The 22,672-nt window shown below is 72.0% G+C and carries 18 protein-coding genes; 10 read left to right on the top strand and 8 right to left on the bottom strand.

Translation table 11 applies throughout. From position 1 onward, the window contains the following. Positions 1–24: 24 nt before the first annotated feature. Positions 25–258: a DUF2277 domain-containing protein gene (locus ACWEPF_RS23755; RefSeq protein ID WP_345283524.1), complete on the bottom strand. Its 234-nt coding sequence runs from the start codon at positions 256–258 to the stop codon at positions 25–27. A 119-nt stretch (positions 259–377) separates the two neighbouring features. Between ACWEPF_RS23755 and ACWEPF_RS23760 the strand changes: the two genes are divergently transcribed. From ACWEPF_RS23760 to ACWEPF_RS23780, 5 genes are all read left to right on the top strand, one after another. Continuing rightward, positions 378–653 carry a hypothetical protein gene (locus tag ACWEPF_RS23760; protein WP_396291589.1) on the top strand — a complete coding sequence of 92 codons (276 nt, stop codon included), beginning with the start codon at positions 378–380 and terminating at the stop codon, positions 651–653. Positions 654–824: 171 nt separating this feature from the next. Then, on the top strand, positions 825–2,459 hold the full coding sequence (gene dacB / locus ACWEPF_RS23765; protein ID WP_452174054.1) for a D-alanyl-D-alanine carboxypeptidase/D-alanyl-D-alanine endopeptidase: 1,635 nt from the start codon (positions 825–827) through the stop codon (positions 2,457–2,459). A gap of 134 nt (positions 2,460–2,593) precedes the next feature. Further along, positions 2,594–3,403: a peptidoglycan-binding protein gene (locus tag ACWEPF_RS23770; RefSeq protein WP_452174055.1), complete on the top strand. Its 810-nt coding sequence runs from the start codon at positions 2,594–2,596 to the stop codon at positions 3,401–3,403. A gap of 126 nt (positions 3,404–3,529) precedes the next feature. Continuing rightward, positions 3,530–4,777: a hypothetical protein gene (locus ACWEPF_RS23775; protein WP_452174056.1), complete on the top strand. Its 1,248-nt coding sequence runs from the start codon at positions 3,530–3,532 to the stop codon at positions 4,775–4,777. Next, positions 4,774–5,208: a hypothetical protein gene (locus tag ACWEPF_RS23780; RefSeq protein ID WP_452174057.1), complete on the top strand. Its 435-nt coding sequence runs from the start codon at positions 4,774–4,776 to the stop codon at positions 5,206–5,208. Before ACWEPF_RS23775 ends, ACWEPF_RS23780 begins: the two co-directional genes overlap by 4 nt. Here ACWEPF_RS23780 and ACWEPF_RS23785 read toward each other — a convergent pair. Next, a complete protein-coding gene (locus ACWEPF_RS23785) occupies positions 5,142–7,418 on the bottom strand; it encodes an ATP-binding protein (RefSeq protein WP_452174058.1) in 2,277 nt (758 codons plus the stop codon). The genes ACWEPF_RS23780 and ACWEPF_RS23785 overlap by 67 nt on opposite strands. 166 nt (positions 7,419–7,584) lie before the next feature. On the opposite strand from ACWEPF_RS23785, the gene ACWEPF_RS23790 reads away from it, so the two are divergent. Beyond that, positions 7,585–10,719, top strand: a complete 3,135-nt coding sequence (locus ACWEPF_RS23790; RefSeq protein ID WP_452174059.1) for an AfsR/SARP family transcriptional regulator — start codon at positions 7,585–7,587, stop codon at positions 10,717–10,719. Between the two features lie 340 nt (positions 10,720–11,059). Here the strand turns inward: ACWEPF_RS23790 and ACWEPF_RS23795 are convergent, their stop codons facing one another. The 4 genes from ACWEPF_RS23795 to ACWEPF_RS23810 form a co-directional block, all read right to left on the bottom strand. Further along, positions 11,060–12,352, bottom strand: a complete 1,293-nt coding sequence (locus ACWEPF_RS23795) for an MFS transporter (protein ID WP_449795253.1) — start codon at positions 12,350–12,352, stop codon at positions 11,060–11,062. A 169-nt stretch (positions 12,353–12,521) separates the two neighbouring features. Beyond that, positions 12,522–12,983 carry a cupin domain-containing protein gene (locus ACWEPF_RS23800; RefSeq protein ID WP_452174060.1) on the bottom strand — a complete coding sequence of 154 codons (462 nt, stop codon included), beginning with the start codon at positions 12,981–12,983 and terminating at the stop codon, positions 12,522–12,524. A gap of 39 nt (positions 12,984–13,022) precedes the next feature. After that, the gene (locus ACWEPF_RS23805; RefSeq protein ID WP_452174061.1) at positions 13,023–14,720 is read right to left on the bottom strand and encodes an AMP-binding protein; all 1,698 of its coding nucleotides are present in this window, start codon (positions 14,718–14,720) and stop codon (positions 13,023–13,025) included. 32 nt (positions 14,721–14,752) lie between these two features. Then, positions 14,753–16,642 (bottom strand): FAD/NAD(P)-binding protein, encoded by a 1,890-nt coding sequence (locus tag ACWEPF_RS23810; RefSeq protein WP_452174062.1) that lies wholly within the window; start codon positions 16,640–16,642, stop codon positions 14,753–14,755. A gap of 473 nt (positions 16,643–17,115) precedes the next feature. On the opposite strand from ACWEPF_RS23810, the gene ACWEPF_RS23815 reads away from it, so the two are divergent. The 3 genes from ACWEPF_RS23815 to ACWEPF_RS23825 all read left to right on the top strand — a co-directional run bounded on the left by ACWEPF_RS23815 (position 17,116) and on the right by ACWEPF_RS23825 (position 19,821). Continuing rightward, positions 17,116–17,733 carry a TetR/AcrR family transcriptional regulator gene (locus tag ACWEPF_RS23815; protein ID WP_452174063.1) on the top strand — a complete coding sequence of 206 codons (618 nt, stop codon included), beginning with the start codon at positions 17,116–17,118 and terminating at the stop codon, positions 17,731–17,733. Between the two features lie 196 nt (positions 17,734–17,929). Continuing rightward, positions 17,930–18,892 carry a hypothetical protein gene (locus tag ACWEPF_RS23820; RefSeq protein ID WP_452174064.1) on the top strand — a complete coding sequence of 321 codons (963 nt, stop codon included), beginning with the start codon at positions 17,930–17,932 and terminating at the stop codon, positions 18,890–18,892. After that, positions 18,889–19,821, top strand: coding sequence for a hypothetical protein (locus ACWEPF_RS23825; RefSeq protein WP_452174065.1), 933 nt, complete (start codon positions 18,889–18,891; stop codon positions 19,819–19,821). Before ACWEPF_RS23820 ends, ACWEPF_RS23825 begins: the two co-directional genes overlap by 4 nt. Positions 19,822–19,881: 60 nt before the next feature. Here the strand turns inward: ACWEPF_RS23825 and ACWEPF_RS23830 are convergent, their stop codons facing one another. Both ACWEPF_RS23830 and ACWEPF_RS23835 read right to left on the bottom strand, forming a co-directional pair. Beyond that, complete coding sequence (locus ACWEPF_RS23830) at positions 19,882–21,234, bottom strand: hypothetical protein (RefSeq protein ID WP_452174066.1); 1,353 nt, start codon at positions 21,232–21,234, stop codon at positions 19,882–19,884. Then, complete coding sequence (locus ACWEPF_RS23835; RefSeq protein ID WP_452174067.1) at positions 21,234–22,127, bottom strand: hypothetical protein; 894 nt, start codon at positions 22,125–22,127, stop codon at positions 21,234–21,236. Before ACWEPF_RS23835 ends, ACWEPF_RS23830 begins: the two co-directional genes overlap by 1 nt. A 287-nt stretch (positions 22,128–22,414) precedes the next feature. On the opposite strand from ACWEPF_RS23835, the gene ACWEPF_RS23840 reads away from it, so the two are divergent. Beyond that, a complete protein-coding gene (locus ACWEPF_RS23840; protein ID WP_452174068.1) occupies positions 22,415–22,627 on the top strand; it encodes a hypothetical protein in 213 nt (70 codons plus the stop codon). Positions 22,628–22,672: the final 45 nt, after the last annotated feature.

Consider the following 22,672-nt stretch of genomic DNA (forward strand, 5'->3'; position numbering starts at 1 on the left):
CGGCCGCCTCCCCGGGACGCCGCCTCAGTGCTCGTGGGCCGCCTGGTGCTGCTGCCCCCTGACCACCAGATGGTCGAGCAGCTCCCGGGTGGCTTCGGTGACCGCCTCCACCGCCCGCTCGAACACCTCCTGGTTGTGCGCGGCGGGCGCCCGGAAGCCGGACACCTTCCGGATGTACTGCAGGGCGGCGGCGTGGATGTCGTCCTCGGTGACCTCGGGGGTGACCGGGGCGCGCAGGGTCTTGATCGATCGGCACATGCTCCCAGTGTGCGCCGCGCCCCTGACAGGTGACAGGGGGTGATGGCCGCCGAGCCGGGGTACCGTGGCCGGGTAACTCTTGACGCATGATCACCCCCCGGACAGCAGCAGGAGGAACCGTGGAGACGTGGGCCACCTGGACCACTCAGGGCATCCATGCCGGGCACGGCGGCGTGCTCACCGAGGAGCTCGGCGCGATCACCGGCAATCTGACGCTTCACACCACCTGGGTCGAGGGGCAGGTGAAGATCACCGTCCAGTACACCGGCGCGCAGGACTGGTTCACCGTGCTCGGCAGCCCGCTCCCCGCCGCCGACGAGACCACCGCCCGCAATCTGCACCAGGCCATGGTCGAGGCCACCAAGGCGGGCAACGCCCGCGCCCCGCAGGTCTGAACCACACCCGTCCACCCTTCTGCCGAGGCCCCCCACCGGCGATCATCAGATCGTTCGTCAACTGCTAGTCTGTGCACGCCAACGGGGGGCTTTGGCCTGTTCCGCACCGATCTGTCGGGCGCGGACGCGCTTGCGCGCGCCCCCGTCACGTCCGAGAGCTCGGGAGCTCCCTTGTCGCTGCGCACCAGCCGCCGCCACGTCCTGCCCTTCGCCGCCGTCGCGGTCGCCGCCTCGCTCCTGGCGGGCGTCGCCCAGGCCGACACCTCCACGCCGGCCGACCCCAAGCTGATCGCCGACATCGACGCGATCCTGTCCACCCCGGCCCTGGCCAACGCCCAGGCCGGCGTCCAGGTCATCGACACCACCACCGGCCAGGTGGTCTACCAGCGCGGGCAGAACGCGCTGCTCACCCCGGCCTCGGTCCTCAAGACCGTCACCACCGCGGCCGCCCTCGACCTGCTGGGCGAGAACCACGTCTTCACCACCCAGGTCCTCACCTCCGGCACCCGCTACGGATCCGTCCTGGTCGGTGACATCGTGCTGCGCGGCGGCGGCGACCCGAGCCTGCGCCCGGCGGACCTGGACGCGCTGGCCAAGCAGGTGTCCGCGGCCGGCATCACCACCGTCACCGGCCGGGTGCTGACCGACGCCACCCGCTACGACTCGGTGCCGCTCGGCCCGGGCTGGGCCTGGGACGACGAGCCGTACTCCTACAGCCCGCAGATCTCCGCGCTGACCGTCGCGCCGGACTCCGAGTACTCGATGGACACCGTCAAGGTGACCGTCACCCCGACCACGGCCGGCCAGCCCGCCAAGGTCACCACCTTCCCGGCCGAGGCCCCGGTGAAGTTCACCGGCCAGATCACCACCGGCGCGGCCGGCTCCGGCAACTCCAGCGGCGTCGAGCGCAAGCGCGGCGTCAACGAGATCGCCCTGACCGGCAGCCTGGCCGCGGGCGCCGCCCCGGTCGACTCCCTGGTCACCGTCGAGGGCCCGGCCGCCTACACCGGCGAGGTCTTCAACGGCGCCCTGGAGCGGGCCGGCGTCGACGTGGTCCGTCCGGCCAAGGCCGCCACCGGGACCGAGACCACCCAGCCGCTGGCCTCGCACGACTCCGAGCCGCTCGGCAAGCTGATCGTCCCGATGCTCAAGATCAGCAACAACGGCATCGCCGAGCACCTGATCAAGGAGATCGGCAAGGTCAAGGGCGGCCAGGGCACCTGGGGCACCGGCTCCGCCCAGGTCAACGGCTTCCTCAAGGCCAACGGCCTGGAGCTCCCGACGGGCCGTCAGGTGGACGGCTCCGGCCTCTCCCGCTACGACCTGGTCACCCCGGGCAAGCTCGCCTCGCTGCTCGACCTGGCCACCCGCAAGCCGTGGTTCAAGACCTGGTACGACGCCCTCCCGGTGGCCGGCAACCCGGAGCGCATGGTCGGCGGCACCCTGGCCGCCCGGATGCGCGGCACCGCCGCCGAGAACAACGTGCACGCCAAGAGCGGCTCGATGAGCGGCGTCGACAACCTGATCGGCTACGCCACCGCCCCCGACGGCCGCCGCCTGGCCTTCAGCGCGATGATGAACAACTTCCCGGGCGCCCGCCCGCGCTTCGTCCTGGACGCCATCGCCGTCCGCCTGGCCACCGGCCCGGCGCCCGCCGCCCCGTCCGCCGGCTCGAACGCCCCCGCCAAGAGCGGCCAGAACGCCCCGGCCGCCCGCTCCTTCCAGGCGCCGTCCTCCGCCTCGCCCGAGGCGGCCCTGGTGCCGGCCACCCGTTGGGAGGAGTGCGAGACCCTCGGCCGCTGCTGAGCGCTCCCCGCACCCCCTCCCGCGCCTCCGTCGCGCCTCCACCCGCGCCCCTGACCGGGCCTGACGCTCCGTAACCGGGCCCTGCCGAACCTCGTTTGGCAGGGCCCGCTCGCCTATTCGTCAGGAGACAGACCATGTCCGGTGCACGGGCCATACTGCACACCGCCCGGAGCCACCTCGGCTACCGCGAGGGCGCGGGCAACCGCAACCGCTTCTCCACCGCGATGGGCCGTCCGGCCGAGAGCTGGTGCGCCGACTTCGTCTCCGCCGTCGCCGCCGAGAGCGGCAACTCCGGGCTCTACCCCGACACCGCCTCCTGCTCCACCGCCCGCGACTGGTTCGCCCGCCGCAGCCGCCTCTCCGTCTATCCCGCCGTCGGCGCCCAGGTCCTCTTCGGCGCCCCCGACGGCCCCTACGGCCCCGGCGGCGAACACACCGGCCTGGTCACCGCCTACACCGCCGACACCATCACCGTCATCGCCGGCAACACCAACGACGACGGCTCGGCCAACGGCGACGGCGTCTACCAGCGCACCTACCGGCGGCGCTCCGCCTACGTCGACTCCTACGGCTACCCCGACTTCCCCGAGGGCCTGGTCTGCGCCGACCCGGCCTGGCGCGGCCGCCCCGGCATCACCTGGTTCGGCCAGCAGGCCGACGAGTCCGACCTCCCCACCCCCCTGATCCCCCGTCAGGTCGTCATCGACGGCCACCCCTACGGCCCCGGCTCCCACGGCCCCCACATCACCACCATGGGCCGCCTCCTCACCGCCGCCGGCTGCTCCCACTACACCGTCGGCCCCGGCCCCGACTGGGGCCCCGCCGACACCGCCTCCATGCGCGCCTACCAACTCCACATCGGCGACACCGGCCCCGAAGCCGACGGCATCCCCGGCCCCCGCCAACTCCACCGCCTCCAAGCCGACTTCGGCGACCGCATCTAGCCGGTCACCTCCTTCGCAAGGTTTCCGCAAGCAGGTGGCAGGGCTTCCGCCAAACCCGCCGGGCAACCCTCCCAACGGCGGCCGCACACCCGCGGCCGCCGTACCGGATCCAGGGGGACCGCAACCATGCCACTCGCCTCGACCGAGCCCATCACGACACCCGGGGCCACCGCCCCCGACGAGCACCGGCAGTGGCTCACGCTGCCCGACTGCAAGCGCGTCCTCGTCGTCGTCCACACGCTCGTCTACGGACTCCGTCTCCAGGACGTGTTCCCGCTGCTGCGCGCCGACCTCCGGGTCAACGTGGTCTTCACCGTCGCTCCGCACCAGTTCAACGCCGGGGCCGCCGACTTCCTCCGCTCGCTCGGCGCCACCGTCATGCCCTGGCGGGAGGCACTGCGCACGGAATTCGACCTCGCCCTCGCCGCCGGGTCCAAGGGCGTCGAGCAGCTCCGCGGACCGCTGCTCCGGCTCCCGCACGGCGCCGGGCACGTCAAGCTCAACCACCGCCCGGCCCTCGGCCCGGACCGCACCATCGGCGGCATCGGCCGCTCGTACCTCACCTGGGAGGGCCGGGTGGTCCCGGCCGCCGTCGCCCTCGCCCACCGGGCCGACCTGGACGAGCTGGCCCGCTGGTGCCCGGAGGCACTGCCGATCGCCGAGGTGATCGGCGACGGCTGCTACGACCGGATCGCCGCCAGCCTGCCACTGCGTCAGCAGTACCGCCGGGCGCTCGGCCTGCGCGAGGGCGAGCGGCTGGTCCTGACGACCTCGACCTGGGGGCGGGCCTCCTCGTTCAACCGGATCGACGCCCTGCTCCCGAGGCTGCTCGCCGAACTGCCCGCCGACCGCTACCGCACCGCACTGCTGGTACACCCCAACGTCTGGGCCGGGCACGGCCGGTGGCAGGTCAACGGCTGGCTCCCGGAACGCGCCAGGGAGAGCGTCCACCTGCTGCCGCCGGAGACCGACTGGCGCCAGCTGCTGATCGCCGCCGACTACCTGATCGGTGACCACGGCTCGGTCTCGCTCTACGGCGCCCTCACCGGCACCCCCACCCTGCTCGCCCGCTTCCCGGCCGCCAAGGACCTCAACCCGCACTCCCCCGGCGCCCTGCTGGCCCGGACCGCCCCCGCGCTCTCCCTCACCCACTCGCTGGCCGAACAGCTCGACTACGCCGAACAGCGCCTGCGGCCCGAGGAGTCCACCGCCATCGCGGAACGGATCTCCTCCGAACCCGGCCGCTTCAACCACAACGTCCGGGCGCTGATCTACCGCCTGCTCGGACTCGGCGAACCCGCCCACGCACCCTCCGACGACCCGCTGCCGCTGCCGTCCGCACTCGGCAGCCACGACCCGGGGAGGCTCCGGTGAACCTCGTCCGCCTGCACCTCTCGGACCCGGTCGGCCAGGACGAGCACCTCGCCGTCGGTCTCGATCCGGACGCGCCCGCCGCCGAACTCTGCCAGGCCGACGTCCTGACCAGCCGCCAGCTGATGTCCGCCGTCGAGGCCGCCCGGCTCGCCGCCTGGCTCCTCGACCTCCTCCCCGGCTGCACGGTGGCCGCCTTCGCAGCCCTCGACGGCACCGTCCGGGCAGCCACCCGGACCGGGCCCGTGGTGATCGCGCCCGGTCCGGTGGCCCTCACCCTCACCGGCTCCTTGGTGCACTCCTGGCTGCTCGCCGGGAAGCCCAGGGCGATGGGCTTCACCTTCCCCGGGCACCCTCCGATGCGCCTTCAGTCGGACGGCTGCTCCAGCTTCTCGGTCAGCCTCGACACGTCCGGGGCGTGCAGCGACCGGTAGAGCTCCAGCGCCTCCTCGTACCAGCGGCGGGCCGTCCCCGGCCGGCCCGCCGTCTCCGCCAGCTCACCGAGGAACTCCCGGCACCTGGCCTGCCACTGCACGGATCCGGCCTCCTCGAACTCCGCCAGCGCCGACGAGAGTTGCTCCCCCGCCAGCGCCTCGGCCCCGGCCGCTCCGTTGGCACGCCCCAGCAGCGCCAGCGCCCGCGCGGCGTCGTAGCGGTCCCCGACGGCCAACAGCCCTGCCCTGGCCGACCCGAACAGGTCCACCGCCGCCTCCGGCTCCCCCAGGGCCTGCCGCACCTCCCCCAGCACCACCCTGGTCAGCGCCGCCCCGCGCGGGTACCCGATCTCCTCCCGGATGGCCAGCGCGACCGCCAGCTCCGCCACCGCCTCCTCGTGACGCCCCGCCAGGAACTCGGACTGCCCCGCCCCGTGCCGCGCCTGCGCCTCGTCCCGGCGGTTCCCGTCCGCCAACGCCAGCACCAACGCCTCCCGGTACCACTCCGCCGCCTCGGTGTGCCGCCCGAGCGCCCGCAGCGCCCCGCCGCCGGAGGTGAGCATCCGGGCCTCCGCCGCGCGGTCGCCCACCGCCCGGGACGCCGCGAGCCCCCGCTCGAAGGCCTCGAACCAGATTCCGTACGGGCGCAGCCTGAGGAACAAGGGCCACATCGCGTCGGCGAGCTGCCAGACGTACTCGGGCCAGCCCCGTTCCTCGGCGCCCCGCAGTGCGGCCATCAGCTGGTACTGCTCCGCACCGAGCCACCGGAGGGCCTCCGACTCGGTGGCGAAGCGCCGCGGCTCGACCGGCGGCTCCCGGTAGGTCCGCTCCAGCGTCCGGTGGCTCGGTGTGATCAGGGCCTCCGTCTCCGTCGCGCTCGCCAGGTACCACTCGACCGCGCGGCGCAGTACCTCGGGCCCGCCGGCCCCGACGCTCCGGGCGTGCAGGCGCACCAGGTCGTGGAAGCGGTACCGACCGGTGCCCGACTCCTCCAGGAGGTGAATGCCCGTCAGCATCTCGACCAGTTCCGCGGTCCGTCGCCACGGCTCGCCCGCGACCGCCGCGACCAGCTCCGCGGGGAAATCGGCGAAGGGCAGCTGCCCCAGTCGCCCGTAGAGGTCGGCCGCCCTCTCCGCGAGCACCCGGTAGGAGGCGTCCAGCGCTCCCTGGACCGCCCGCTCGCCCTCCACCCGGAGCTCGGTCAGCCGGTCCGCCTCGCGGTCCAGCGCTGCTGCCGTGTCGGCGATGGCCTGGGACGGGCTGGTGACCACCCGGGCCGCAGCGACGCACAGCGCGAGCGGCAGCCCCGCGCACAGGTCCACCACCTGGCGGGCGGGCCCCGGTTCGGCCGCCACCCGGTCCGGCCCGATCCGGTCGCGGAGCAGGGCGGCGGAGGCCGACGGGCCGAGCAGGCCGAGGCGCAGCAGGCCGGCGCCGTCCAGCTGGAGCCCGGACAGCCGCAGTCGGCTGGTCACCGCCACCAAGGAGCGACCCGAAGCCGGCAGCAGCGGCCGGACCTGGGCCGCGCTCAGGGCGTTGTCGAAGAGCACCATCAAGCGCTTTCCGTCACTCAACGAGCGCCAGAGCGATGCCTGTTCGGCCTGGTCCGGCGGCACCGCGGTGATGCCCAGTGCCCGCAGGAAGCCGCCGAGCACTTCCCCGGCGCCGGCTGCGGACTCCATCTCGTGCCCGCGCAGGTCCACGTAGAGCTGGCCGTCCGGATACTCGTCCGCCAGACCGCGCAGCCAGTGCAGGACGAGCGTGGTCTTGCCGACCCCCGCAGGCCCGGTGACCACGAGCAGCGGGTCGTCCCGGCCACTCTCCCGCCGCAATTCCTCCAGGCGGGCAACGGCTCCGGCCCGTCCGACCAACTCGCCGCTGGAACGCGGGAACTGGCGGGGTGCGGGGTGCGCAGGGCGGTTTGAAGCCAGGTGAATACCTCCGTGGATCTCGCGGGCCTGCACCGTCGTCCCGGTGAACTGCGCCGACCCCGAAATCGTGTTGCCCGCCTCGCTCCCCGAGATCGCGACCCACAGTCTCAGCCCCGGCACCAGTTCGGGGTGGGCCAGCAGGGAGGCCACCAGGGACTCGTACTCCTCCTCGCTCTCCGGCATGGCCAACGGGCCGACCAGGAGCATCAGTTGCTCCCACTGCCGACCGGTCGCCCGCCGGAGGGCGGCCTTCAGCTCCACGCTGGTCAGTAGTTCCACAGCACCCCCGTTGCCCGCGGCGAACTCCCATAGCAGGTCTGTCGCGGTCCGATACTGAACCCTACGTAAATCAGTTGCTCTCCACTCCGAGGTGCTATGGCCATGCTCCCCCCTGCCATGCTCCCATAATCGAAAACACGCAAACTGTCCGCTGGGGGGGGCTGTGTTGACGATCCGTCTGCTCGGACCGGTGCAGGTGAAAGCGGCTGGTCAGGTACTTCCGCTCCGCTCGGCACGGGAGAAGACCCTCCTCGCCGCACTCGCGTACGAACTCGGCAGACCGCTCTCCCACACGACCCTCACCGACCGGATGTGGGACGACCCCGCCACAGCCACTCCGTCGAACCTCTACAGCTGCGCCTCCCGCCTCCGCTCCACCCTCAGGCGTGCCGCCGAACTGGCGAGCCCCACCACCGGCGCGACGCTCGTCTCCGGCGCGCAGACCTACGCCCTGCAGTCCGACCCTGCCGAGGTCGACTGGCAGCAGTACCTCCGGCTGGCGGGACGGGCCCGCACCTTCAGTGAGGCGGGTGACGGCGACCGCGCCCTGCGGGCCTTCCAGGACGCCGAGGAGCTCTGGCACGGGGAGCCGCTGACCGGCCTGCCCGGAGCCTGGGCGGAGAACGCCCGCACGACCATGCTCCGCCGCCGGCTCTCGGTCCGGCTCGGCCGTTTCTCCCTGGAGCTCGCGCTCGGCCGGTTCGCCGACCTCGTGCCCGACCTCTCCGCCGAGCTCGACCAGCACCCGACCCACGAGACCATCGCCGAACAGCTGCTCGTCGCCCTCTACGGCTCCGGGCGCCAGTCCGATGCGCTGACCCTCTTCCACCGGATGCGCCAACGGCTGCGCGAGGACCTCGGGGTGGACCCCGGCCCGCGCCTGACCCTCGTGCACGAGCGCATCCTCCAGCAGGTCCCGGTCGGCGACCTGCTGCCGGACCGGGGACAGGGCGCTCCGGTCACCCAGCCGCCGACCGCCACCGGCCCGTCCAACCTGCCCAGCCGGAGCCACTTGATCGGTCGTGACGGTGACCTGGACCGGCTGTCCGAACGGCTCCGGGGAAATCTCGCGCTCCAGACGCTCTCCGGCATGGCCGGTGTGGGGAAGACCGAACTCGCCCTCCACCTCGCCGACCGCCTCCGACCCCGCTTCCCCGACGCCCAGATCTACCAGAACATGCGGGCGCACTCTCCCGGCCAGCCCCCCGTCTCGGTCCACAGCGCTCTGGTCACCCTTCTCCGCAGACTGGGCACGCCGACCGCCGCGCTGCCGCACGAGACCGCGGAACTGAGCGCGCTGTGGCGCTCCGAGCTCTCGCGGCGCAGGGTGCTCGTCCTGCTCGACGACGTCGCGAACCCCGAGCAGGTCCGGGCGCTGTTACCCGAATCGGCCTCCTCCGTCGTCCTGTTGACCAGCCGTCACCGGCTGAGCGGGCTTCCCGGCGTACACACCTACTTCGTCGACCTGCTCGCCCCGGAGGAGGCAGCGGCGCTGTTCCAGCACCTGGTCGGCCCGGAGCGGGTGGACGACACCGAGGTGCTCGCCAGGTTGGTCGCCCAGCTCGGGCACCTGCCGCTGGCCATCGAGATCGCCGCGAGCCGGCTCAAGGACCATCCCACCTGGACCCTCGAGCACCTCTCCCGACGCCTCTCCCGGATGCCGGGGCGGTTGGGCGAGATCCGGGACGAGTTCCGGGACGTGGCGCGGGTCTTCGAACTCTCCTACATGCTGCTGACACCGGACCAGCAGAGTGCGTTCCGGCGGCTCGGGCTCCATCCCGCCGGCGAGTTCGACCTGTACGAGGGCTCCGCCCTGATGGGGAGGTCGCTCGACACCGCGGAGCGCATCCTGGAGAACCTCCTCGACTACCACCTGATCACCGAACTCTCTCCCGACCGCTACCGCTTCCACGACCTGCTCGCGGAGTACTCCAGAACGCTCGCCGACACCGAGGAGACGCCCGACGAACGCGCGGCGGCCCACCGTCGCCTGGCCCACTGCCAGATCCGGCTCGCCGACCGGGCGGACCGCCTCGTCCATCCCGGCCGCCCCCGTCTTCCGCTGCCCGCCGGCATCAGCCCCGCGCCGGAGCCGCACTGGAAGGACGAGGCGGACGCCAGGAAGTGGCTCAGCGAGACCCGCGCCTCCCTGCTCTCCGTCGAACGGCACGCGCGCCGGAACGGCCTGAGGTCCGAGGCGGCCCGGATGGCGCACGTACTGGCCGAACACCTCAACCAGGAGGGGCACTGGCAGGACGCCGTGGAGATGCATGGCGCCGCCGTCGACCACTGGCGGTCAGTCAACGACCGGACGGCCGAGGCGCGGGCCCTGATCGACCTGAGTGCCAGTCATGCCCGCTCCTCCCGTTACGTCCAGGCCGCCGAGGCCGGGGAGCTCGCGCTGGGATTGACCAGGGGCGTCCAGGACCTCGAGGGCGAGGCGGAGGCGCTCGCCCAGCTCGCGCTGCTGCACTGGCACGTCAGTGAGTACGACGTGGCACTGACGCTGCAGCGACGGGGGCTGGCACTCCCGGTGACCAGGCACAACCGTGTTCGGTATTCGAACAATTTGGGCATCATCCTGCTCTATTCGTCCGATTATCCGTCCGCCTTGGCGGCATTCTTCGACTCCCTCACGGAGGTGCGCCAGATCGGCGACCTCCAGAGGGAGATCGGCATCCTCAACAACATCGGAGAAGTCCACCTGGCCATGGACGACCGGCTCTCCGCACGCAGAAGCTTCGAGGAGGCACTGGCACTTAATGCCATCATCGGTTCGGAGGTCGACCGCGCCGCACTCCGGATCAATCTCGCCGACGCCATCGACAGTCCCGAAGAACTTCCGCACGCGCTGATCCTCTGCGAAACGGGCCTGGAGACCTACCGACAGCTCGGCGACCGTCGCAACCAGGCCAACGCCCTCACCGCCCTCGGGGACATCCACCTCAGGAGCGGCCACCCCCACTCGGCCCTCGCCAGTTTCACCGAAGCCCAGGAAATCGCCCGCGACATCGGAGCACTGCACGAACGGGCCACCGCTCTCCTGGGCGCAGGCCGGGCCGCCGCACGGCTCGACCTGCTCCCACTCGCCGAGGAACACCTCCGGAAGGCGGTCCTGACCGCCCGGTCCATCCCGCACGCCGCCGACGAGGCCGAGGCATCGGACGCCCTCGCCGCAGTTCTCGTCCGCCTCGACAAGAGCAACGAGGCCCGGAAAGTCTGGCACCGGGCGGTGGCACTCGGTGCCTCTCTTGATTTGAGCGCCTCCGAATACCTCCGCACCCGCCTCCAGGGGGAATGAGTTTTCGAAAAGGGGGTGCCACTCGGATTTGTGGTGCGTGGGGCTGGTGGGATAAATTTCGATCATCAGTACTCCCCGGAACCAAATCTAATGGATTAGGTTCCCTCGGCGCAACCTCAGACCGAAATGGATGCACGACCTTGATTCGTCTCGCCCTCGGCATGGCTCTGGCCATGGGTTTTGTCCTGGCGCTCTCCCCTGCTCCGGCCCAGGCCCGGATCTGCATACCCCTGACGCGAGCCGAGTGAGCACGGCCCGCCGATTCGAATGAATTGGCGGGCCGCACGTTCGACCTTCTGGGGCGGTACGCCACGACGGCGTGCCGCCCTTCGTCATGAGGTCATGCGGTGCGCGGGAGTTCGCGGGGCATGAGGAGGGCGGAGAGGACGGCGGGGGCGGCGCCGATGAGGATCATGACGGCCCACCAGTCGGAGACGTCGAGGAGGAGGGGGATGAGGAGGGGGGTGGCGAAGGCGCCGGCGAAGACCATGGTGTTCTCGAGGCCGAGGGCGGTGCCGGAGCGTTCGGCGCCGGCCATCGTGGCGATCTCGGCGTAGTGGACGCCGTGCCAGCCGCAGGAGAGGAAGCCGGCCAGGATGAGGAGGCCGGCGACGATCCAGGTCGGGGAGGACTCGAAGACGGCGATGCCGGTGTAGGCGACCGCGATGACCCAGGAGTAGAGGGTGACCAGGGTGCGGCGGTAGCGGCCGCCGTGGCGGTCGGTCCAACGGCCGCCCCAGACCCGGGAGATGGCGCCGAGGATCTGGACGACCACCAGCAGGACGGCGATCGAGCCGATCGACATGCCCTTGACGGTGTGCAGGAAGACCGAGCCGAAGGTCAGGACGAGGAACTGGGGCAGGTCGAGCAGGAAGGCGGTGATGGCGACCCGCCAGATGTCCCAGCGCTTGAGCGGGTCGGGGACCTCGGTGGCAGCGGTGGAGCCGTCGCGCTTGGTGCGGGCCAGCGGGGGCTCGTCCAGCCAGATCACCACCGCGAGGGTGGCCAGCAGGCAGAAGAGGGTGAGGAAGGCGAACACCCAGCGGAAGCCCGCGCCGAGGGCCAGCGGCGGGAGGACCGCGGCGCCGATCGCTCCGCCGGCCGGGACGGCCGCGACCCGCAGGGAGATGGCGAATCCGCGCTTGGCGGGCGGGAACCAGCCCATCACCGCGCGGCCGGAGGCGCCGTTGACGCAGCCGCCGAGGGCGCCCGCGAAGAAGAGCACCACCGCCAGCGCGACGTAAGAGGGCACGGCCCCGCCGGAGGGCACCAGGAAGGCGGTCACCAGGGCGAGCGCCACGGTGGTGCCGGAGAGGCCGGTGATCAGCACCACCCGCTCGCCGATCCGGTCGGAGAGGATGCCCCAGAAGACGTCGGTGACGAAGATGCCGGCGGTCACCGCGGCGAGCACGAAGCCGAGTTGACCGGTGCTCAGGGAGTAGGCGGTCTGCAGGATGGAGCCGGAGGTGGGGATGCCCTGGAAGGTGGCGCTGAAGGCGGCCTGGGCGAAGATGCCGATCCAGAGGATGCCCCACTTGTAGCGGGTGCCGTGGACCTTGCCGGACCGGCCGACGGTGGGCTCCGCCGGGGTGGGCGGGGTGGACGGTGTGGGCGGGGTCGTTAACTGGACCATGGGGAGGTCTCCTGGTCGTGGTTCGGGGCGGACCGCAGAAAGGGCGTACAGCAACGGTGGCAGCCGTGCACCGGAGCGGGAAGGGATCTCCGGTGCACGGCAAGCGGGTATGTCAGGTGTGCCAGGTACCAGGTGTGTCAGGTACCGGGTGTGCCAGGTACCAGGTGGGTCAGCCCTGCGCGTCCGACGACAGCGGGGCGCCGTCCAGGGCGAGGCCGGTGTCGGGCATCTCGCCGGGCTGGATCGGGAGGGTGCGCTTCTCCCGGATGACCATCATCTTGCAACCCTTGGTGCTGGAGACCCGGTGGATGCTGTTCGGCACCTCGACCACCAGGGTGCCGGGGAGGTAGCGGTCACCGTTGTCGTTCTCCAGTTCGCCCTCCAGGATGAAGAGCAGCTCGAAGCCGAGGTGGCGGTGCAGGTCGCCGTGGGCGCCGGGGCCGAAGTGCGCGATGTAGGCCTCGGCGCCGTCGGGGCCGGTCTCCTCGCCGGTGTAGAGCCAGTGCACGTCCACCGCCTGGCGGCCGGGCTGGACGTAGGCCTGCCAGTTGAGGTTGTCGCCGCTGGAACCGGCGCCGAGCAGGTCCGGGAAGACCTCGACCTTGCGCTGCTGGGCGATGTACTCGGACATGGTGGAACTCCTAGGAAGGGGACGGGAGGTGAGGAGGGGTCAGAGGCCCGGGGCGGCGTGGACGGTCTGCTCCTCGAGCAGGTCCTCGGCCCGGTGCTCCACCCCGGCGGCGCCGGCCCGCAGTTCGGCGCGGCGGATCTTGCCGGAGGTGGTCTTCGGCAGGTGGGCGAACTCCAGCGCGCTGATCTGCTGGTGCGGGGCCAGCTGCCCGGCCGAGAAGGCGAGGACGGCGCGGGCGGTCTCGGCGTCGGCGGCGTACCCGTCGGCGAGCGCGACGTAGGCCTTGGGGACGCGGTAGCCGACCGGGTGCGGCACCGGGACGACGGCGGCCTCGGCCACCGCCTCGTGGCGCAGCAGCACGCTCTCCAGCTCGAACGGGGAGATGCGGTGGTCGTAGGACTTGAAGACGTCGTCGTTGCGGCCGATGTAGACCAGGTAGCCGTCGGCGTCGCGCCGGGCGATGTCGCCGGTGTGGTAGAGCCCGTCGGCGAGGGTCTTGGCGGTCTTCTCGGGGTCGCCGAGGTACTCCGTCATCACGCCGACCGGACGGTCCGTCAGGTCGACGCAGATCTCGCCCTCGTCGCCGGCCCGGCCGGTCTTGGGGTCGACCAGCAGGATCGGGTAGCCGGGCAGCGGCTTGCCCATGGAGCCGGGGCGGACGGCCAGGCCGGCCGTGTTGCCGATCTGGGCGGTGGTCTCGGTCTGGCCGAAGCCGTCCCGGACGGTGAGGCCCCAGGCGGTGCGGACCTGCTCGATCACCTCGGGGTTGAGCGGCTCGCCGACCGAGGAGGCCTCGCGCAGGGCGGCGGGCTTGTGGCCGAGGTCGGTCTGCAGCAGGGTGCGCCAGGCGGTCGGCGGGGCGCACAGGCTGGTGGCCTGCTCGCGGTCGGCGATCTCCAGCAGCAGCCGGGGCGAGGCGCCGGGCGGCAGGTTGACGGAGAGCACGGTGGCCTCGGCGTTGAGCGGGCCGAAGAAGGAGGACCAGGCGTGCTTGGCCCAGCCGGGGGCGGAGACGTTGCAGTGCACGTCTCCGGGGCGCAGGCCGTTCCAGTACATGCCGGTCAGGTGGCCCACGGGGTAGCTGACGTGGGTGTGGGCGACCATCTTGGGGCGGGAGGTGGTGCCGGAGGTGAAGTAGAGGAAGAGCAGCTCGTCGGCGCGGGTCTCGCGCTGCGGGCAGTAGGAGGTGCTCTCGCGGTACGCCTCGGCGTAGGGCCGCCAGCCGGGGACGGGCTCGCCGACGGCGATCCGGGTGACCTCGGTGAACGGGTCGAACAGCCCGGTGAGGTGACTGGCGGTCAGGACGTGGGCCACCTCGCCGCGCTCCATCCGGTCGGCGAGGTCGTCGCCGGAGATGGTGGTGTAGGTGGGGAGGACCACGACGCCGAGCTTGATGGCGGCGAGCATGGACTCCCAGACGGCGAGCTGGTTGTCGAGCATCAGCAGCACCCGGTCGCCGCGCCGGACGCCCTGGGCGCGCAGCCAGTTGGCGACCTGGTTGGAGCGGGCGGAGAGCTCGGCGTAGCTGAGCTGGACGGCCTCGGTGCCGTCGGTGATCCGGATCGCGGTGCGCTCGTTGCCCTCGGCGATCCGGTCGAACCAGTCGAGCGCCCAGTTGAACTTCTCCAGCCGGGGCCAGCTGAACTTGGCGACGGCGGCGTCGTGGTCCTCGCGCAGCTCCAGCAGGAGGTCCCGGGCTGCCCTGAACTCCTGGTAGGCGTCGGGGTGTTCGGTCACGGTGCGTCAACTCCTGGTAGGGGGAACGACGTTCAGGCGCTGGCGAGGACGTCCTGGGCGATGGCGTCGGCGTCGGCGTGGAAGCCGACCATCGGGCCGGGGCGGCCGTTGCCGATCTGGGTGAACCAGCGGAGCTCCTCGGTGGGAATGCCGAGCGCGTACAGGCCCTTGGTCGGGGTCCCGGCGCGGTCGATCACCCGGTAGGGGCGTTCGGTGACGGCGAGCGCGCCGGTGGTGAAGCTGGCGCCGTCCTGCTCGCTGACGTTGGTGTGGGCGGAGGCGCAGCCGTCGCCGAGCAGCTGGCGCATCAGCGGGGAGGCGTCGACCCGGATGTCGGAGCGCGGGATGCGGGCGTCGATCAGGGTGGTGGCGTTGACGAACGAGCCCTGCACGGAGCGGGATTCGAGCGAGAACTGCCCGGTGTCCTCGCAGCGGCCGATCTCCAGGTCGGGGCCGACCACGGTGAGCACGCCGGCCTCGATCAGGGCGACGGCCTGGCGGATGCGCAGCGACGGCGGGCCGGCCGAGACCATGGTGTTGATCGGGTTGAACCAGGTGAGGAACTCGTCGCGCTGGGAGTCGGGGTGCAGGCTGGCGAACTCCACCGCCTCCCGGACGGAGCCGCGGATGTCCCGCAGGGTGTCCAGCGCGGCCTTCAACGGGCCGTCGATGTTGCCGCGTTCGGCCTCGGCGGCGTCGGAGCAGAGCACCTCGGTGAGCCGGGCGTGGAAGGCGGCGGGCGAGGCGAAGGCCTCCCCGGCGAAGGGGCGGGCCATCCGCTCCAGGTCGATCTGCGGCAGCCCGGCCAGGCCGGTGTCGGCCAGCAGCTTGGCGACCTGCTCCTGGTCGCAGCCGACCGCGAGCTTGTAGGCGTCGGAGAACTCGGCGGCGGCCTGCTCGCCGTCGCGGTGCAGCACGGTGGTGCGGTAGTAGGTGTGGTCCACCTCGCGCAGGATCAGCGGCAGGACGTGCTCGCGGAAGCGGAGCTTGACCGAGCCGCTCTCGTCCAGCGCGCGGCGGCGGACCTCGGCCAGCGCCTGCAGGGTGAAGATCGCCGGGGTGTAGCGGTAGTCGGAGCCCTTCTGGTTGCGGCCGCGGGCGAGCAGCGGCAGGCCGCTGCGGGATCCGGCGTAGATGTGCGGCTCGTGGCCGGAGGGCTCGTACTTGAGGCGCCCGTCGACCCGCTCGACGAAGCGGCCGCCGCGGCCGGAGGTGAGCACGGTGGTGACGTCGTAGAAGGTGAGGCCGAGGCCGATCACCGCGACGGGGCGGCCGGGGCGGATGTCCTCCAGGTCCATGTCGGCGGCGGAGTCGCCGCGCAGGTAGCTGGTGCCGCGGTGGCGGGAGGCGAAGTCCAGCAGGTCGCGGTCGGCGCCGCCGGCGAAGTTGTGCGGGTGACCGGTGGTCAGCACCACCTTGTCGACGTCGAGTTGCTGGCCGTCGCTGGTGGTCAGGCGGTAGTCGCGGGTCTCGCCGCGCTTGGCCCAGCGGGCCCGGGCGGTGACGGGGACCACGGCGACGCCCTCGGGGAGCCGGGCGGTGATCCGCCGGTACACGTCGTGCAGGTAGCGGCCGTAGACCCGGCGCGGGGCGTAGGTGTTGGACGATCCGAGCTCGGGGTACGTCGCGGGGTCGGCGGCGAGCCACTCGTGCAGCGAGGGGCCGGCCCCGGCGCGCCACGGCCCTTCGTCGGGCTCGCCGGAGTAGAGGCTGACCTCGCCGGCGGCGGTGTTCATCAGCAGCCACTCGGACTGGTCGGTGCGCCAGACCCGGCCCGCGCCCATTTCGCCCGGATCGACGGTGTAGATCCGGACCGGCCGGGAAAGCGGCTCGGCGGAGAGCCGGGAGACCATTCTCTCCAGGACCGAAAGGCCCCGAGGTCCCATTCCTATGATCGCGATGTTCAGGGCGGAGTCCTGCATCTGAGTGCCTTCCCTGTCTGCGGTTCGATGACTGAAGTAAATGGGCGTCCAAAGGTGGACGCAAGTACAGTTTTGACTGTGACGCAGATCACCGACGTCCGTGGTGTGAGCGGCGATCTGACGAACTGACCTCGGGAGTCGATGAGTTCGTCCCGGTTTGTCGGCACTTTCCGGCCGGGCCTATGTCAGGCCTCCCGGCCGCCCGGCGAAACGAATTGACGACGTACCGATGAATTGCCGGGGCCCTTTGTCAGGTAGGCGGATTCCCCACGGAGCATTTCCGTGCGGCGCATCGCCGTCGAATTGACGAATTGCGGCCCGCCCGGCCGTCGCGGACAGCGACCGAAGATCTCGCCGGGGCGGTCGGACGGCCCCGGCTACCCACCTGACGGACTGTCAAAACGTTACCCACGGTCAACTTTCGACCATGGTATAAAGCTGGCCTGGGGGATCGGCAGCGGGGGGCATGGGGCATGACCAGGGCAGCGGGAACGTCACTCGGGCGCCGGGAGCGCAACAAGCTGCGGGTCAAGGAGGGCCTCTACAACTCCGCGCTGAGACTCTTCGCCGAGCAGGGGTACGACGGCACCTCGATCGACGACATCGCCGAGGACGCGGACGTGGCGAGGGCCACCTTCTTCAACCACTTCCAGCGCAAGGAGGACCTGATCAGCGAGTGGGGCCGCCACCGGCAGGCCGAGCTCGCCGCCTCGCTGGAGGAGCTGCCCGATGAGGAACAGCCGGGCGCGGTGGGCCGGTTGACGCACTGCATGACGGTGCTCGGGCGGATCAACGAGGGCGAGCGCGCGATCACGGTGGCCATGCTCACCGCCTGGGTCCGGGCGGGCCGGCCGCTCACCGAGCGGCCCTACCTGGCCGAGATCTTCACCCGGATCGTCGAAACCGGCACCGCCCGGGGCGAGTTGGCCACCCTGCTGCCCGCCCATCAGGTCGGCGACCTGCTCCACGACCTCTACCTGGGCACCCTGCTCCGCTGGGTGCAGGACCCGGCCCCGGCCGAGGAGGGCCTGCTGACGCTCCGGCTGCGGGGCGTGCTCACCACCCTGCTGGACGGCCTCGCACCGCGCTGAGTCCCATTCAACGCGCCGCGGCCGCGCACCGCCCGGCGGACTACTCCGGTCGTGGCCGGCGTCCTCAAGGCGGCTGCTCCACACGGAGGTTGACGCGCCATCGAATGGCGCAGGCGTCCCGGCGACCGGTCGCCCGCCGCCGGGGCCGACCGGAGGATGAAGGCACCGACCCGACCCACGACTCAGGAGAGTTCCCGTGGTTGATGCCGCATGCCCGCCGACCGGGAGGAGGCGGCACGGTGCCCGGACCGCCGTGCTGGCCCCCGTGGCCGCGCTCGCCGTCCTCGTCCCCTTCGCCCTGCCGAGCAGCGCCGAGGACGAGAGCGGACCGCCACCGCCCCTGGTGGCCACGGCGTTCGACGGCGAGCAGCGCCTGGCCACCACGAAGGAGGTGACCGACCTCTGCGCTCAGGGGGCCCCGTGCACCTTCCGGGTGGACCGGGCGATCTCCCGCGAGTACCTGAGCGCGGTGATGTCCCTGGGCAACGCGGCGATCAACTGCTCGGACGGGGAGATGCAGATCGACCGCACCGTCACCTTCGTGACCAGCAGCACCGACAACATCGGCGGCGAGATCTCCGGCAGCGCGGCGGTCGAGGGCGCGATCGACGGCACCGTGAGCGCCTCGGCGGCGGCCAGCGTGGCGCCGGGCGTCGTGGGCGGCACCACCCAGTGGGGACCGAGCAAGGACAAGGGCCCGACCACCCAGGACCAGGCCAAGACCTCGGTGGACGTCCCGGTCACCGTCTCCGGATCGAACAGCCTGCACGTGGGCGCCAAGGCGAGCTTCGCGACGGCCTTCAAGGCGACGTACTCCCACCGCTGGCAGTCCGTCAACACCGAGTCGACCAGGGTGGTGTTCACCGTCGCCCCGGGGGACGAGATCCAGTTCGGGGTGCTGAACGCCATGGTGCGCACGGCCGGTGCGCTGACGGTGGACGGCACCGGGAAGCTCATCAAGAACATCGCGGTGGACAGCCCCTCCACCGCCAACGTCAGCGCGATCGTGGCGCAGAGCTTCAGCAGCCCGGACAAGTGCCTGACGCTCCGTCCGAAGGGCCGGTCGGCGGGGCTGGTCGAACTGGCCCCGGAGCAGGACGGCCGCCGTCCGGGCGCCGTGTACGTGCGGACCGCGCAGGGTGAGTGGAGGCAGCGATGAGGACGCGTCGGATGCGGGCGGCCGGAGTGCTGACCGCCCTGGCGGTGCTGACCGCCGCCCCCTGGCCCGCCGCCGCGGAGGGCGCCGGCATCGAGGAGATGGCGGCCGCCGAGGCCTTCGAGGGCGCCACGCCGCTTCCCGACGCCGCCGCGGTGGCCCGCGGCTGCGGCGGGGAGTACGGCTGCTCCTTCCGGATCCTCCCCGCCGGTTCCCGTGAGTTCACCACCGCGGTGATGTCGCTCGGCAACGCGGCGATCAACTGCACCAACAAGCCGATCGACGTGCACCGCACGGTGATCCTGGAGTCCACCACCACCGACAACGTCTCGGGCGAGATCTCCGGCACCGCCACGCTGGAGGGCACCGTCGACAACACCACGACGGTGGCCGGCAGCGTGGGCGTGAGCAACAAGAACGAGATCACCCACACCGACCACACCGCTCCCAAGGACAAGGGGCCGAACTCGGAGATCACCAGCGGCGCGACGCTGGCGGCGGGCGGGTCGGTCGGTGCCTCCGGACAGGTCAAACTGAGTGCCAAGGCCACCTTCTCGATGGCCTTCAAGGCGACCTACTCCAAGGAGTGGCGGCGCACCAACACCGAGACCACGCAGGTGAAGTTCACCGTGCGGCCCGGCGACGAGCTCCAGTTCGGGGTGCTGAACGCGATGACCCGCACGGTGGGCGAGCTCAGCGTGGACGGCACCGGGAAGCTCATCAAGAACGTCACCGTGGACAGCCCCTCCAGCGTCAACGTCAGCACCCTGGTGGCGCAGACCTTCACCAGCCCGGACCGCTGCCTGACGCTCCGTCCGCCGGGGCGTGCCCTGCCCGACCAGGTCCTCGACCTCGCACCGCGCACCGACGGCACCCGCCCGGACGCCCGGTACCGGCTGACGGCGGACGGGGCTTGGGCGCCCCAGGACTGAGCCCGGCACGACGTGGCCGCCTGCCGGAGCTCCGGCAGGCGGCCACGTCGTGTGCGCCGACTACGGGTTGAGCGGCACGGACCCGGCCCGCAGTCCGGCCGGCGGGGCCTCCAGGGTGAGCAGCCGCTGGTCGGCCCCCGGGGCGTTGTCCGGGGTGCCGCCGCTCGGGCGGGCGGTGCCGCAGCGCTGGAGCTCCACCTCGTTGAGCGGGCCGGTGCGCTGGAAGTAGCGGTCGGGCAGGGACGTGGCCGGGACGTCGAAGGCGGCGTCCAGGCGGTAGCCGTTGCGGGAGTTGGTGAAGGTGCCCACCACCCGCTCCCGGGCCGGCTGAACCTCGATCCAGCTCACCTCGCCGGGCTGGATCGTGGGGTTGAGCGACTTGGTGGTGGTACGGCTCCAGGTGAGCGGGTTGCTGGTGGAGACCGCCGCCGGATTCCCGCCGCCCGCCGCGAAGCCGGCCGCCACCTGGGCGGCCAGGTTGGGGCGGCTGACGGAGATGTCGGCGCGGTCCGGGGTGAGCGGGGCGCCCTTGAGTGCGTAGTACTGGGTGAGGTTGTCGTACGGGGGCTCGGTGTTGGTCATCGGGTGGTCGTCCACCACCGTGTTGCGGGTGCAGTTCACGTACACCTCGCCGACGATCCGGGTCCTCCCGTAGTACTGGTAGGAGTAGCGCCGGTCGACGGTGAACCGGCAGGCGGTGGTGGAGCCTTCGCAGTCGTCCACCGCCACGCCGGGCTCCAGCGTCGAGACCCCGTTGTACGCCGCGGGGCCCGGCAGCCGCTCCTTGGCGACCTTCTGGTCCACCGGCGCCGGCACCTGCTCGGCCGTCACGTTGGTGATCAGCGGCCCGCAGGAGAGCGAGCCGGTCTCCTCGGAGTCGAAGGAGACCATCGGGTTGTCCTCGGTCGCGGTGAACCCGAAGACCCGGCCGGTGGTCCAGTTCGCCTTCCCGACCGTGTCGGTGCCGCCGGTGGTGACCTGCGGGTCCGGCGGGATGCCGGTCGGGACGACCAGCGAGACGTTGTAGGTCTGACCGTCCTTCACCTGGTCGAGCTTGCAGCCGGGATGGGTGCTCGGACTGTCGTCCCAGCGCAGGGTGACCTGGGAGCCGTTCCTGACGCCCCAGAGCCGGGTGCGCATCGAGCGCGGCAGGCCGTTCCAGTTGAGCGAGGTCGCCTGGTAGCCCTGCGGGTGCTGGGCCAGGGCCTTGCCGAAGACCACCGCGTTGGTCTCGGGATACCACCCGGTGTGCCCGGCCTGGGTCCCGTTGTCCGGGGCGGCCGGGCTTGCGAAGGTGCCGTTGGGCACGGCGACCGGGACGGGGGTGGCGGCGTGGGCCGGCGGCGGCGCGGTGACGGCCAGGGCCAGCGCGGCCGCCGGGCAGCCCAGCCGGACGAGGAGCTGACGGCGCATCAGCAGAACCACCACTCGCTCGGCGGGACCACCGCGTCCCCGGGCCCGGCCGAGGCGGTCAGCGCGTTCGGCAGGGCGCAGAGCTCGTTCGCGGCGGCGTTCGGTCGCTCGTCCCTGGACACCTTCCCGAAGTCGGCGACGGCCTGGGTCTGTTGGGCGATCCCGTCCTTCTCGGCCTTGCCGTCCCCGGCCACGCCGCCCAGGCAGTCCCGGCTGGTGGGCGGGCACGCGTCGATCTTCTCCTTGCTCCCGGCCACGTCCCTGCACGCCGGGCTGCTCGCGTTCTCGCCGGCACAGGGGTCGTTCTCCTCGGGCCTGGACGGCGCGGTGAGCGGCGGCGAGGTCTGCTTGGCCACCACGTTGGTGACGAGCGGTCCGCAGCTGGCGTCGGCAGTGGCCGTGAAAGTGATCTCGGGGGCGTCCTCGGCCGCGGAGAAGGAGTACGTCCGGCCGGTGTACCAGTTGGACTTGCCGTTGACCGGGTTGGTGGTGAAGCTCCCCTGGCTGTTCATCCCGCCCGCCACCGCCACGGTGTAGCCCAGCCGAGTGCCCTGGCTCGCGCAGTTGCCGGGGCTCTCGTCCCAGCTGACCGTGACCGTCGCCCCTGCCCGGATGCCGCGGAGCCGGTTGCTGACCGGCACCACCTTGCTCCACGTCAGGGTGGCCGCCTGCAGGCCGCGTGGGTGATCCGCCCGTCCGGCCGAGGCGACGCCGCTGCCCTTCCAGGCGTCGATGCCGCCGGCCCAGTCCTGACCGGCGGGCACGGTGGGCGAGGAGAAGGTCCCGTTCACCACCGTGGCCGGCTCGGTGTCCTCCGCCGAGGCCGGGCCCGCCAGGGCGAGTGCGCTACTGAGGGTGATGACGAGGAGTCTGGCGCGTTGATTCCGCAGCACGGTTCGCTCCGCTGAACTTGGCAGTCTTGCCGGACTTTTGAGCGCCGGTCAGCTGACGGACGCCCACGATCTCCCGCCATCCTTCAAGCCGTGGTTACTCACCGCAATCAGAACGGGCCGATAGAGCGAAGACGAACTATCTCGCTGGGCCATTGGCGTGGAAGGCCGTCGCGGCCCGTGAGGACGGCCCGCCGAGCCGGGTAGGTGTTCGAACGATCCCGATCCCCTGTCCCCCAGTGGCCGCGCGCCCATCGCGCCGAGCGGCCCGGATCGTCGAGGAATCCCCCATGACCCCCTTGCTCCGCCCTGCCCGCTGCCTGCGGGCGGGTGCCGTCCTGCTCGCCCTGGCCGCCGTCCCGTCCCTGACGGCCGCTCAGCTCACCGAGCCCGCCGCGCCCAGGACCGCCAGCACCACCACCGCCCAGGACAGACTCGCACCTCTGCCCGGCCACGCCGCGCTCCACGGTGCCCCCGTCCGCCGCTCCGCCCCGCTCCAGTGACCCCCGACGTAGAGGAAGAAATGCGCCCGCACCGCACGCTCCGCC

The organism is Kitasatospora sp. NPDC004289 (assembly GCF_053602875.1).

Bases quoted from the DNA above. Each gene is read 5' to 3' on its own strand.
- ACWEPF_RS23770 (WP_452174055.1), top strand. From the start codon at position 2,594: ATGTCCGGTGCACGGGCCATACTGCACACCGCCCGGAGCCACCTCGGC.
- ACWEPF_RS23775 (WP_452174056.1), top strand. From the start codon at position 3,530: ATGCCACTCGCCTCGACCGAGCCCATCACGACACCCGGGGCCACCGCC.
- ACWEPF_RS23815 (WP_452174063.1), top strand. From the start codon at position 17,116: ATGACCAGGGCAGCGGGAACGTCACTCGGGCGCCGGGAGCGCAACAAG.
- ACWEPF_RS23795 (WP_449795253.1), bottom strand. From the start codon at position 12,352: ATGGTCCAGTTAACGACCCCGCCCACACCGTCCACCCCGCCCACCCCG.
- ACWEPF_RS23830 (WP_452174066.1), bottom strand. From the start codon at position 21,234: ATGCGCCGTCAGCTCCTCGTCCGGCTGGGCTGCCCGGCGGCCGCGCTG.
- ACWEPF_RS23840 (WP_452174068.1), top strand. From the start codon at position 22,415: ATGACCCCCTTGCTCCGCCCTGCCCGCTGCCTGCGGGCGGGTGCCGTC.
- ACWEPF_RS23800 (WP_452174060.1), bottom strand. From the start codon at position 12,983: ATGTCCGAGTACATCGCCCAGCAGCGCAAGGTCGAGGTCTTCCCGGAC.
- ACWEPF_RS23810 (WP_452174062.1), bottom strand. From the start codon at position 16,642: ATGCAGGACTCCGCCCTGAACATCGCGATCATAGGAATGGGACCTCGG.
- ACWEPF_RS23755 (WP_345283524.1), bottom strand. From the start codon at position 258: ATGTGCCGATCGATCAAGACCCTGCGCGCCCCGGTCACCCCCGAGGTC.
- ACWEPF_RS23825 (WP_452174065.1), top strand. From the start codon at position 18,889: ATGAGGACGCGTCGGATGCGGGCGGCCGGAGTGCTGACCGCCCTGGCG.